The sequence below is a fragment of the Amycolatopsis sp. NPDC023774 genome (assembly GCF_040639695.1).
GTDB lineage: Bacteria > Actinomycetota > Actinomycetes > Mycobacteriales > Pseudonocardiaceae > Amycolatopsis.
Genome location: NZ_JBFAAJ010000012.1, coordinates 143820 through 155982, shown reverse-complemented (window position 1 = coordinate 155982; position 12163 = coordinate 143820). Strand labels below are relative to the sequence as shown.

Here is a 12163-nt window from a genome sequence, read left to right as displayed (position 1 = left end):
ATTCATTTGTCAAGTCGGCGAGATCTCCGGATAGTCCGAAGGGAGGATCGAACTACAGGAGGATCAGGTGAAAGAGAACTACGACGTCGTGGTGGTTGGCGGCGGTGCCGCGGGCCTCAGCGGCGCGGTTGCGCTTGCGCGCTCACGGCGTTCCGTATTGGTGGTGGACGCCGGCGAGCCGCGCAACGCTCCGGCCGGCCACGTGCACAACTACCTCGCCCGCGAGAGCACACCGCCCGGCGAGCTGTTGGCGGCCGGGCGCGAAGAGGTCATCGGCTACGGGGGCGAGATCGTGGACGGCGCGGTGACCTCGGCCGTCGCACTGGACGGCGGTGGGTTCGTCGTGACCCTCGCCGATGGGAGGACCACGCGAGCGCGTCGCCTCCTGGTGGCGACGGGGCTCGTCGACGAGCTGCCGGACGTCCCGGGCGTCGCCGAGCGGTGGGGCCGCGACGTGCTGCACTGCCCGTACTGCCACGGCTGGGAGGCACGCGACCAGGCGATCGGCGTGCTGGCGACGAACCCGATGGCCGTCCACCAGGCGCTGATGTGGCGGCAGCTGTCGGACGACGTCGTCGTTTTCCGGCACACGGCTGCCTTCGACGAGGAGCAGCTGGCGCAGCTGACCGCGCGCGGGATCCGGGTCGTCGACGGCGAGGTGGCGGCGCTGCGCGTGGAGGGAGACGAGCTCACCGGCGTCGTGCTGCGCTCGGGAGAAGTCGTCGCCCGAGAGGCTGTGGTGGTCGCGCCGCGGTTCACGGCGCGGGCCGACGTGCTCGTGTCCCTGGGGCTGGAGCCGGTGGAGCTCGAGGTCGACGGGCACGTGATCGGCAGTTCGGTGCCGGCCGACGCGAACGGCGCCACCTCGGTGCCCGGGGTCTGGGTGGCCGGGAACGTGACCGACATGAAGTCGCAAGTTGTCGTGTCCGCGGCGGCCGGGCTGACTGCCGGCGCGGTGATCAACGGCGATCTCGTGGCCGAGGACGTACGACGGGCGCGGGAGCCTTTCGCGCACGAACTGGAACGACAGGTCGCCGCGCTGGTCGGCGGCTCGACGAAGCACGGGGTGTGACGATGGCTGAGCAGCACGAAGACGTCCCGTTCGACCAGGATTCCTGGGACGAGCGGTACCGGTCGAAGCCCGCGATCTGGAGCGGGCGGCCCAACGCGCAGCTCGTGACGGAGGCCGCCGACCTGCGCCCCGGCAGCGCGCTCGACGCCGGCTCCGGCGAAGGCGGCGACGCGGTGTGGCTCGCGCAGAACGGCTGGCGCGTGACGGCGGCGGACTTCGCGGCCACCGCCCTCGACCGGGGTGCGGCGCAGGCGGCCGAGCTGGGCGTGGGCGACCGGATCCGGTGGCTGACGACCGACCTCACGACCTGGGTGCCGGACGAGAAGTACGACCTCGTCACGTCGCACTTCCTGCACCTGCCGACCGCCCAGCGCGTCCCGATCTTCGCGCGGCTCGCGGACGCGGTGGCTCCGGGCGGGACGTTGCTCATCGTCGGCCACCACCCGACGGACGTGGAGGGCGCTGCGCACCGGCCGAACGTGCCGGACATGTTCTTCCTGGCGGAGGACGTGGCTGCGACGCTGGACGAGTCGTGGGAGTCCGTGGTCACCGACGCACGGGAGCGGGCGCACGAGATCGACGGGCACGAAGTGTCCATTCGCGACACCGTGCTGGTGGCGCGGAAGCGGTGAATCCCTGGGCCGGGTACCGATTGCCGGTCGGTGGCGACGGGTGTCCGGCCGGGACTCTCACCGGTGGATGTCGGTTGTCGCCGTTCAGTGGCGACGGGTCGCGCTGTTCGCCGTTCGGTGGCGACCACGTTCACCATTGAGTGGCGAATGGCTGGTGGGCGAGCGAAAAAGCGGCGCCGCGTGGGGGCGGCCGGGTTAGCCTGGGCGACATGGCGACTTGGGAAGACGTGGCGCGACTGGGGGCGCAGCTGCCGGGGACGGAGCTCGTCGTCAAGAGGGATACGCGGTCGTGGGGCGTGAAGGGCAAGGCGTACGCATGGGAGCGACCCTTGCGCAAGACCGACTTGGACGCGCTCGGGGACGCGGCGCCGGAGGGTGACGTGCTGGCGGTTCGGGTTCCGGATGCTGGGGCGAAGGAGGCGTTGCTGGCGGACGAGCCGGGCGTTTTCTTCACCACGCCGCACTTCGACGGCTACCCGGCCGTGCTCGTACGGCTGGCCGAGATCGATCTGCCGACGCTCGAAGAGGCGCTCGTCGAAGGGTGGCTCTGCCGGGTACCGAAGATGGTCGGGAAGCAGTACCTGGAGGAGCGCGGCACCGAGTGACATTATCCAGCTCTCCTTAAGGATTCGGTTCCCAAGATCTTTCCTTTGTCCTGCCGATCGGGAAGCCGAGCAGGCGCAGAGTCGGCTGGCACATGCCGCCGGGCGAGGCGGAGCTCGCGGGCGAAGTACGGGAACTGCGCCGGCGCCCGCGGCGGCCGGGTCGCCGGTGCCGGTGGCGCCGTATGTGGATATGGGGGCGTGGCCGACGCCCGTGCTCTCGACGATGTCGTCGAAGGGTGGGGTGAAGGGGTTCACGCTCGGGTTCGTGACGGGCGCCGGATGCAGGGCCAGCTGGTTCAACGCGTACGACCCGCGGTCGGCGTGGCAGGCGAGTGAAATCGCGAAGATCCGGTCGGGCGGGGGTGATGTGAAGGTGTCCTTCGGGGGTGCGTCGGGGATCGAACTGGCGCAGGCGTGCAGCAGTGTGTCGTCGCTCGCGGCGAGTATGACGCGGTGGCGAAGGCGTACGGCCTCAAGTACATCGACATCGACATCGAGGCTGCGGCGGTCGCGGACACGGCGTCGATCCAGCGGCGGTCGCAGGCGCTCAAGACGGTGCAGAACAACAACCCCGGCCTGAAGATCTCGCTGACGCTGCCGGTGCTGCCCAACGGGCTCGACAGCAACGGTCTCGGTGTCGTCAACGCCGCCAAGGCCGCGGGCGTGGACTTGGACCTGGTCAACGTCATGGCCATGGACTACTACCAGGGCGCGGGCGACCAAGGGGCGAAGAGGAAGCCGGCCGCGACTCGAACGCTTGCAACGGCGCACTTTACCGCTGCACCAACGTTTCCCAGCAGCCCTACGAGTTATCGAAGGCCTTCTCCGGCTACAACGGCTGACCGGAGGCCCGGCCTGGGTGTCCACGGAGGACGTCCAGGCCGGGTTACGCCGTCAGGGCAGGTAGTACATCGGGTTCGGCAGCTTCACCGGGTGCTCTGCGTAGCCGCCCTCGAGGTCGCTGAACTGGTCCCCGAGGTTCAGCACGATGTGGGCACCCGTCGCCTGAATGTGGGCGCGGGTGCCCGACTTGTACTGGATCGTAGTGCAGGTCAGGCCGCACGGCAGGTAGTCCGGCGCCGTGCCGGCCGGCTTGAAGAACGCGTCCGCCGGGGCCGGGTAGCCCTCGTTGGCCAGGTTCTTCAGCGACTGCGGGCCCTGCGGGGTGCTGCGGCCCGTCAGAAAGTAGATCTTCACGCCACGCTGGGCGGCCCAGTTCGCCAGTTCCAGCACGGGCTTGTTGGCCACGAACGTGCCGTTGTCGATCGCCTGCTGCTGCTTGACCGGGTCGAACCCGAAGTCGTTGTCGGCCTCCCAGCCGTAGGTGACCTCGGACGTGTCGTCGACGTCGAGCACGATCGCCGGGTCCTTCACCTTGCCGAGCTTCTGCGTGAGGTAGCGCTTCGCGTCGGCCACGACGCGTTTGGTGTCGGTGACGAACCGGCTCGAGTCGGAGTAGTGGTGCTTGCCCGACGCGTCGAGGTAGTCGCCGTAGTAGGCCTTCACGTCGTTCTTGACCTGGCCGATGTTCGCCGGCTCCCGGCCGTGAGCGGCGGTCACGTCGTCGGAGCCGGCCAGCGCGGTCGCACCACCCGCGACGGTGGCGCCGATCGCCGCGGCGGCGGCGAGCTTGAGCAGGGCGGGAAAACGGGACACGGCGACCCCTCCGATGTCTGGGTGAACTTCCGGTTAAGTGCGCCCGAAATCTACGCCAACAGAAGCGTCCGGAGAACCCTCCGAAGGGATGCGTTCAGCGCGGCAGACGAAGGCCACCGGCGACCGGCCGATGCGCGTGAGCACCACAGTGGACTCAGCGCTACCGCGCGGTTTCAGACGGCGACGCAAGGCGTCCGGGTCGATGTCCAGACCGCGGACGAGAATTTCCAGGCGGCCGACGTCGTGGCGTTTCAGTGTGGCGCGCAGGGCTTTCTCGCTGTACGGGCCGTGTCCCAGCACGCGGAAGGCGCGGACGCCCGGCGGCGGGGTGTCACCCGTGAGGTAGGCGATGCGTTCGTCCAGTTGCCACAGGCCGTGGCGCGCCGCGTAGTGGCGGACGAGCCCGGCGCGGACGACGGCGCCGTCCGGGTCGATCAGCCACTCCCCCGGCGGCGAACCAGGCAGGTCGTCCGGTTCGGTGTCGGTGACCGTCCACTGGGTACCGTCCGAACGCAACACCGTGGCGCGCCGGGAGACGCCGGTCTCCAAGCCACGCCAGAGACAGGCTTCGCGAACCTGACCGTCGAGGGAGACCAGCTCCACTTCCTCGGCCCACGGTGCGATGGCGAAATCGAGGCCCGGTGCGCACTTCACCGACAAGGCGCGTCCGGTATAAGCGTCGACGAGCTCGTCCAGCGGCGGCAGGAAGTCCGCCGGTTTCCACGTGCGTCGCCCGGCCGAGTCGCGACGGGCCGGGTCGGCGACCACGACCGTCTCCCGGCTGACGGGGCGCAGAGCGTCGGCCTGCACCACGCCGACCGAAACCGAAGCGGCGGAGGCATTGTGCCGCGCCATCTCCAGCCGCACGCGGTCCACATCGGACCCCAGCGCCCGCGACGCGACCCGCGCCAGCTCGACCAAGTCGGCGCCGACGGAACACGTCACGTCGTGCACAGCGCGGCCGGCCAACCGGGAAGCCCGGTGCCGCGCCACCGCCGTCGCGCTCGCCTGTTGCAGAGCGTCGCCGGTGAGCAGCCACGAGTCGGCGTCCGCGAGCTTCAGAGTCGCCTTCTGCCGCAGCACCACCGTTTCCAGCACCGCCGCGGCGAACCGCTCCCCTACCGAGCGCCGCGCCGCGGCGACGTCGGTGATGCGGGAGGCGTCCGTCAGCGGCAGGGCCGCGCAGTCGGCGAGCGCCGCCCGTCCCGCGGCGGAACACAGGAAGGCGACGTCGTCGAGCGAGAAACCGTAGGCCAACTCAGGAAGGCCGCTTGGTCCCGGTGATCATCACGTTGTAGAAGAGCTCGCGCGGCAGCACCTTCGAAAGCACCTTCTTGTCCAAAGCGGACAACCGCAGCCACAAGTGGTAGGCGAACAGGCGCCACCGCACCGTGAGCTTCTCCTGAGGCACCGCGGCCTCGAACGTCCGGATCGGCCACCCGGCCAATGCGGCCGAGAACTCGTCGGTCACCGCGCGCACGTCCTGCGCACCGGCGCCCCGCGCCATCCCCTCGAGCTCCGACGGGTCGAAGGTGTGGATGTCCACCACGGCTTCCAAGGCCGCCGCACGCGACGATTCGTCCAGTTCGGACTGCGGGCGCCGCCAGCCGTTCAACGCGGGCAGCTTCGTGACCCGCGTGGTGAGGTACCAGGTGATCTGGCCCAGCTTGCGCGCGTAGAAGTCGCCGACCTTGGTCGGCTCACCCGCGAAGACGAACCGCCCACCGGGCTTCAGCACGCGCAGCACCTCGCCGAACGCCTGGCGCACGTCCGGGATGTGGTGCAGCACGGCGTGCCCCACCACGAGGTCGAAGGTGTTGTCCTCGTAAGGGATCCGCTCCGCGTCGGCCACTCGGCCGTCGACGTCGAGGCCCAGCTTCTCCGCGTTGCGCAGCGCCACCTGCACCATGCCCGGCGAGAGGTCCGTGACCGAACCCTTCTTCGCGACGCCGCCCTGCATGAGGTTCAGCAGGAAGAACCCGGTGCCGCTGCCCAGCTCCATCGCGTGGGTGTAGGGCTGGCCGTCTTCACCCGCGACCGCGTTGAACACGTCGGTGGCGTAGGAGATGCAGCGCTCGTCGTACGAGATCGACCACTTCTCGTCGTACGTCCCGGCTTCCCAGTCGTGGTAGAGCACGTTGGCGAGCTTCGGGTCGTCGTAGGCCGCCTTGACCTCGTCGGCCGTGGCGTGCGGGTTCGGGGCCGGGTCGGTCACAGCCGTCACTTCCCCTCGAAAGTGGCCTTGCCGGGGCCGTTCTCGACGAAGGACTTCATGCCGTTCTTCTGGTCCTCGGTGGCCCACAGCGCCGTGAACAGCTGCGTCTCGATCTTCAGGCCGGTGGCCAGGTCGACGTCGAGGCCCGAGTCGATGGCGGTCTTCGCGGCCTTGAGCGCCACGGCCGGGCCGTTCACGAACTGCGCGGCCCACTTGTGCGCGGCGGCGTAGACGTCGTCCGGCGCGACGACCTCGTCGACGATGCCGAGCTTCAGCGCTTCGTCGGCCTTGACGAACCGGCCGGTGTAGATGAGGTCCTTGGCCTTGCTCGGGCCGATCAGGCGCGAAAGCCGCTGCGTACCGCCGGCGCCCGGGATGATGCCGAGCTGGATCTCCGGCTGGCCGACCTTCACGTTGTCGCCCGCCACGCGCCAGTCGGCGGTGAGCGCCAGCTCCAGGCCGCCGCCGAGGGCGTAGCCGGTGATGGCGGCGACGACCGGCTTCGGGATGGCCGCGACGAGCGAGCACGCCGCGGTGAGCTCGGCCCCGAACTTCGAGATCTGCGGGTAGGTGCGGTCGGCCATCTCCTTGATGTCCGCGCCGCCGGCGAAGGTCTTCTCGCCGCCGTAGAGGATCACCGCACGCACGTCTTCACGGTTCGAAGCCTCGCGCGCGGCCTCAGCCAGCTCGGTCTGCAGCTGGTTGTTGATCGCGTTGACCGGCGGCCGGTTCAGGCGGATCGTGCCGACGCCGTTCTCGACCTCGAGGTTTACGAACTCTCCCACGCGACTTCCTCCTCGTTGACGGATGCCGGCAGGCTACCGGCCGGTACGCCCGAACTTACCGGCGCCGGGCGAAGAACCGCTCGCCCGAACGCTGCAGCACCAGGTCCTGATCGAAGGTCTTCGACAGGTTCTCACTCGTGATCACGTCGTCCATCAGGCCCGAGACCACGGCGTGCCCGTCGCGCAGCAGCAACGCGTGGGTGAAGCCCGGCGGGATCTCCTCGACGTGGTGGGTGACGAGGACCATGGCCGGCGCGTCCGGGTCCATCGCGAGGTCGGACAGCCGCGCCACGAGGTCCTCGCGCCCGCCCAGGTCCAGACCCGCCGCCGGCTCGTCGAGCAGCAGCAGCTCCGGGTCGGTCATCAGCGAACGCGCGATCAGCACGCGCTTGCGCTCGCCTTCCGACAGCGTGCCGAACGTGCGCTTCGCCATGTGCGCGATGCCGAGCGTGCCCAGCAGCTCGGCGGCGCGGTTGAGGTCGAGGCTGTCGTAGGCCTCGCGCCAGCGGCCCATCACGGCGTAGCCGGCGCTCACCACCACGTCTTCCACGCGCTCGTCGCCGGGGATGCGCTGGGCGATGGCGGCGGAGGTGAACCCGATGCGGGGGCGCAGGTCGAAGATGTTCACGCGGCCGATGCGGTCGCCGAGCAGGTCGACGGTGCCGGCCGTGGGGTGCAGTTCCGCGGCGGCCAGCCGCAGCAGGGTCGTCTTGCCCGCGCCGTTGGGCCCGAGCACGACCCACCGTTCGTCGAGTTCGACGCTCCAGTCGAGGTCCGCGAGAAGGTCGTTTCCGCTGCGGCGGACGCCGACACCGGACATCCGCACCACGAGGTCGTTTAGGTCGCTGGGCAGGATCGGCTCGCTCACGAGCCCATTGTGGCCGTCCACGCGCGCGCGTCCGCACCCGCCCGGGGTTGACAACGCACCCACGCGCGTGTGACCCCGCGACGGCGTCCAGCGGATGGGACGAAGCAGCGTACAAACCGCGGGCTGTGGCACGATCGGTGCCGTGTCCAGGTCCGCGTCCGCCGCCGTCCCCGCAGCCCGGGGCTCGTTCTGGCGCCGGCGCACGATCGACCTGCTCCTCGTGGCCTCGTGCGGGTGTACGCGAGCGCGGCGCGCCTGCTGAACCGCGGGTTTCGTGCCGCGCTGCGCCGTTTTGCCAGCCGTCACGACTGCTTGAGGAGCACCCGCGTTGACCACGTCGATCACCCGTCCCGACTTCGAGATCCACCCCCGTCTGACCGATCCCCTGCTGGCGCGGCTGCTGCAGCCCGAACGCCTGCTGTGGACGCCGCGTGAGCTGGCCGACCTCACCAAGACCGTGACCACCGAACTCGCCTCCAGCCTGCGCGAGGTGTTGCGCTTCGACGAGGAGAGCCGCTGGTGGGCGCGGCTCGCGCTCACCGACGGGCTGGAGCTGTGGCTGCTGTCGTGGCTGCCCGGCCAGCAGACGAAGCCCCACGACCACGGCGGCGCGGCCGGCTCGTTCACCGTGCTGCACGGCGAGCTGGGCGAGAAATACCGCTATCCCGGCGGCCCGATCCGGCGCCGCACGCACAAGGCGGGCGAGGGCCTCGGCTTCGGCGCCGGACGCGCGCACCAGGTCACCGGCCTCGGTGACGAGCCGGCCGCGAGCGTCCACGCGTACTCGCCGCCGCTGGTGCCCACGCGCGAATTCGCGACGCTGGCCGACGTGCCCGGCGAAATCCCGCCGCTGCCGGTCATACTCGGCCGATGAGCTCGATCGACGACTTCCTCGCCGGCGCCCGGTCCTCCCTGGACCGGGTTCGGCCGGCTCGCGCGGCCGCACTGCAGGCCGAAGGCGCGCTGATCGTGGACATCCGGCCGCACGCCAACCGCGCCGCCGAGGGCGAGATCCCCGGCGCCGTGGTCGTCGAGCGGATCCACCTGGAGTGGCGGCTCGCCCCGGACAGCGAGTGGCGGCTGCCGGGTGTGACCACCGCCACGACAGCGATCGTCGTGTGCAACGAGGGCTACTCGTCGAGCCTGGCCGCGGCGGATCTGCAGCGGTTGGGGTTGAAGAACGCTACGGATCTCGCGGGTGGGTTCCGGGCGTGGGCGGCAGAGGGGTTGCCTGTGGTGGAGGGTGGGTCCCCGGCGGTGCCGTGACGGCGGTTCCGGTCGGCTCCGGCCTGGTCTGCAACAGCAGTGGTGACACCGCGAAGCCGTGCCGTTCGTAGGCCGGCACGGCTCGCTCCGACGAATGCACGGTGACGCGCTCCAAGCCGAGTTCCGCGGCCAGGCGCAGGGTCGCGTCGATCAGCAGCCCACCCAGCCCGCCGTCGCGGGCCTCCGGCACCACGTACACGCACTGCACGTCGCCCGAGGCCCGCGAGAACGCGAGTGGAGTCGGCACCCGCGCCGTGATCGCGAGGAACGCCATCCCGACCACGGCGCCTGCACGCACCAGGACCAGGCACCGGTGCGTGGCCGCGTTGTCCCGCGCCCACGCCGCGAACTCGCGCACGAACGCGGCCCGCTCCTCGTCGGGCAGGCCGTCCCGCTCCGCCACCCACCGCCACCGCAACCGGGCGACGGCCTCGAACTCGGCGGGACGCGCCGGGCGGACCTCGATGTCCGCCACCGTCAGGCGAGGACCACGCGGGCCAGCTCCGCCGGGCTCGCCAGCAGCGGGTGTTTCGGCAGCACCCGCACCGTGTAGCCCACCGAGCCGGCACGGGGCAGGCGCAGTGAGGCGGAGAACGCGCCGATGCCGTCGCCGCGCATGGGGACCGTGACCGTGTCGGTGAGCTCGTCGCCCTCGCCGACCTGCCCGACGACAACCTGGATGTCCACTTCGGACGGGTCGAGGCCGGCGAGGTCGATGCGGGCGCGAACGGTGACCTCGGTGCCGACGACAAGCCGGGCGGAGTGGTCGTAGAGCAGCTCCGAGTCGAAGATCCGCACGCGGGGCCACGACACCTCGAGCTTGGTGCGGTAGTCGGCCAGCGACAGCGCGCCGGCGTACCCGTCGCCGATGGCGGCGGCGACCATGCGCGACGCGGGCAGGTAGCCGGAGTCCACGTACTCGCGGACCATGCGCGACGCCTGCACCCGCGGGCCGAGCGTCTCCAAGGTGTGCCAGACCATGGACAGCCAGCCGGAGGGGACGCCCGAGGAATCCGTGTCGTAGTAGAGCGGCGCGATCTGCTGGCCGAGCAAGTCGTAGAGCGCGGCGGCCTCGAGGTCGTCGCGGCGCAGCGGGTCGGTGACGCCGTCGGCGGTGGGGATGGCCCAGCCGTTGGAGCCGTCGTAGCACTCGTCCCACCAGCCGTCGCGGATGGAGAGGTTCAGGCCGCCGTTGAGCGCCGACTTCATGCCCGACGTGCCGCACGCCTCCAGCGGTCGCACGGGGTTGTTGAGCCACACGTCGCAGCCGCGGTAGAGGTAGCGGGCCATGGACATGTCGTAGTCGGGCAGGAAGACGATCCGGTGGCGCACGGCGGGGTCGTCCACGAACCGCACGATCTGCTGGATGAGCTGCTTGCCGTTCTCATCGGCGGGGTGCGACTTGCCGCCGATCACGATCTGGATCGGGCGCTTCTCGTCCAGCAGCAGAGCGCGCAGGCGGTCGGGGTCGCGCAGCATGAGCGTGAGGCGCTTGTACGTGGGCACGCGGCGGGCGAAGCCGACGGTCAGCACATCGGGGTCGAAGACCCCGTCGGTCCAGCCCAGCTCCAGCGCCGAAGCGCCACGCTGCATCCACGCCGCCCGCACACGCCGGCGCACCTCGGCCACGAGCTTCTCCCGCAGCTCGCGGCGCAGCTGCCACAGCTGCTGGTCGGTGACGCCGTCACGCAGCGAGCTGCTCGGCGTGCGGCCCTCGTGGCCGAACTCGTCGTGGTTGCCGCCCAGCAGCGCGCTCAGCTCGCGCGCGACCCACGTGGGCCCGTGCACGCCGTTGGTGATGGACGAAACCGGCACCTCGTCGTCGTCGAAGCCGGGCCACAGGCGGGAGAACATGCGGCGGGTGACGCGGCCGTGCAGCTCGGAGACGCCGTTGGCGCGCTGGGCGAGCCGCAGTCCCATGTGGGCCATGTTGAACAAGCCGGGGTTGTCCTCCGCGCCGAGCTGCAGCACGCGGCGCACGTCGATGTCGGGCACCAGCCGGCCGTCGGAGAAGTAGCGCTGCACGAGGTCGACGGGGAACCGGTCGATGCCGGCGCTCACCGGCGTGTGGGTGGTGAACACCGTGCCCGCGCGCACGGCCGGGAGCGCCTCGTCGAAGCCGAGGCGGTCGGCCTGGATGATCTCGCGGGCGCGCTCGAGGCCGAGGAACCCGGCGTGGCCCTCGTTGGTGTGGAAGACGTTCGGCTGCGGGTGGCCGGTGAGCTCGCAGAACTTCCGCACGGCCCGGAAGCCGCCGATGCCGGCGAGGATCTCCTGGCGGATGCGGTGGTCGGCGTCGCCGCCGTACAGCCGGTCGGTGACGGGGCGCAGGTTCTCGTCGTTGGCCTCGATGTCGGTGTCGAGCAGCAGCAACGGGATGCGGCCCACGCGAGCGCGCCAGATCTGCGCGTGCAGCGTGCGCCCGCCGGGCATGGCGACCTCGACGAGCACCGCCTGCCCGCCGTCGGTCACCAGCTCCAGCGGGAACGCGTTGGGGTCGATCACCGGGTAGTGCTCGACCTGCCACCCGTCGAGCGACAGGCTCTGGCGGAAGTAGCCCGACCGGTAGAGCAACCCCACACCGACCATCGGCACGCCGAGGTCCGAAGCCGCCTTCAGGTGGTCACCCGCGAGCACGCCCAGGCCGCCCGAGTAGTTCGGCAAGGCCTCGGTGACGCCGAACTCCATCGAGAAGTACGCGACGGCCGCGGGCAGGCCCTCGTCGGTGCGCCGCTGGTACCAGCGCGGTTCGGTGAGGTACTGCTCCAGCCCCGCCGCGGCTTCGTGGGTGCGGCGCAGGAAGTCCTCGTCCACGGCCAGCTCTTCGAGCCGCTCCGGTGGCAGCGCGGTGAGCATCCGCAACGGGTCGCGGATGGCGTTGAAGAGCTCGGCGTCCATCGACGCGAACAGGTCGCGGGTCGGTGGGTGCCACGTCCAGCGCAGATTCGTCGCGAGCGCGCCAAGGCCCGCGAGCGATTCCGGCAGGCTGGCTCGGACGGTGAACCGGCGGACAGCACGCATGGTCAGCGACCATATCGGGCCCGGGGGCGGTGCGCGCATGGCC

Annotated in this window: 11 protein-coding genes and 1 pseudogene; 5 read left to right on the top strand and 7 right to left on the bottom strand. The window is 70.7% G+C overall.

Features of this window, described 5'->3' with window-relative positions:
• Positions 1-67 precede the first annotated feature (67 nt).
• The 3 genes from AB0F91_RS24805 to AB0F91_RS24795 all read left to right on the top strand — a co-directional run bounded on the left by AB0F91_RS24805 (position 68) and on the right by AB0F91_RS24795 (position 2309).
• Positions 68-1072 carry an NAD(P)/FAD-dependent oxidoreductase gene (locus AB0F91_RS24805; protein ID WP_360600917.1) on the top strand — a complete coding sequence of 335 codons (1005 nt, stop codon included), beginning with the start codon at positions 68-70 and terminating at the stop codon, positions 1070-1072.
• Between the two features lie 2 nt (positions 1073-1074).
• Positions 1075-1704: a class I SAM-dependent methyltransferase gene (locus AB0F91_RS24800; protein WP_360600915.1), complete on the top strand. Its 630-nt coding sequence runs from the start codon at positions 1075-1077 to the stop codon at positions 1702-1704.
• A 209-nt stretch (positions 1705-1913) separates the two neighbouring features.
• On the top strand, positions 1914-2309 hold the full coding sequence (locus AB0F91_RS24795) for an MmcQ/YjbR family DNA-binding protein (protein ID WP_360600913.1): 396 nt from the start codon (positions 1914-1916) through the stop codon (positions 2307-2309).
• An 894-nt stretch (positions 2310-3203) separates the two neighbouring features.
• On the opposite strand, the gene AB0F91_RS24790 is transcribed toward AB0F91_RS24795, so the two are convergent.
• From AB0F91_RS24790 to AB0F91_RS24770, 5 genes are read right to left on the bottom strand one after another with little or no spacing between them, the layout of a single operon-like run.
• A complete protein-coding gene (locus AB0F91_RS24790) occupies positions 3204-3965 on the bottom strand; it encodes an HAD family acid phosphatase (protein WP_360600911.1) in 762 nt (253 codons plus the stop codon).
• Between the two features lie 33 nt (positions 3966-3998).
• On the bottom strand, positions 3999-5222 hold the full coding sequence (locus AB0F91_RS24785) for a class I SAM-dependent methyltransferase (protein WP_360600909.1): 1224 nt from the start codon (positions 5220-5222) through the stop codon (positions 3999-4001).
• A gap of 1 nt (position 5223) precedes the next feature.
• Positions 5224-6189 (bottom strand): class I SAM-dependent methyltransferase, encoded by a 966-nt coding sequence (locus tag AB0F91_RS24780; protein WP_360600907.1) that lies wholly within the window; start codon positions 6187-6189, stop codon positions 5224-5226.
• Positions 6186-6965, bottom strand: coding sequence for an enoyl-CoA hydratase-related protein (locus tag AB0F91_RS24775; protein WP_360600905.1), 780 nt, complete (start codon positions 6963-6965; stop codon positions 6186-6188). Before AB0F91_RS24775 ends, AB0F91_RS24780 begins: the two co-directional genes overlap by 4 nt.
• A 55-nt stretch (positions 6966-7020) precedes the next feature.
• Entirely contained in the window at positions 7021-7833 is an 813-nt protein-coding gene (locus AB0F91_RS24770) for an ABC transporter ATP-binding protein (RefSeq protein WP_360600903.1), read from the bottom strand.
• A gap of 328 nt (positions 7834-8161) precedes the next feature.
• On the opposite strand from AB0F91_RS24770, the gene AB0F91_RS24765 reads away from it, so the two are divergent.
• Positions 8162-8707: a cysteine dioxygenase family protein gene (locus AB0F91_RS24765; RefSeq protein ID WP_360600901.1), complete on the top strand. Its 546-nt coding sequence runs from the start codon at positions 8162-8164 to the stop codon at positions 8705-8707.
• Positions 8704-9099: a rhodanese-like domain-containing protein gene (locus AB0F91_RS24760; protein ID WP_360600899.1), complete on the top strand. Its 396-nt coding sequence runs from the start codon at positions 8704-8706 to the stop codon at positions 9097-9099. Before AB0F91_RS24765 ends, AB0F91_RS24760 begins: the two co-directional genes overlap by 4 nt.
• Positions 9100-9127: 28 nt before the next feature.
• Here AB0F91_RS24760 and AB0F91_RS24755 read toward each other — a convergent pair.
• Together AB0F91_RS24755 and glgP are read right to left on the bottom strand one after the other, a co-directional pair.
• Positions 9128-9574: pseudogene (locus tag AB0F91_RS24755) on the bottom strand (GNAT family N-acetyltransferase); the annotation flags it as partial.
• Between the two features lie 2 nt (positions 9575-9576).
• Complete coding sequence (gene glgP / locus AB0F91_RS24750) at positions 9577-12120, bottom strand: alpha-glucan family phosphorylase (protein ID WP_360600897.1); 2544 nt, start codon at positions 12118-12120, stop codon at positions 9577-9579.
• Positions 12121-12163 lie beyond the last annotated feature (43 nt).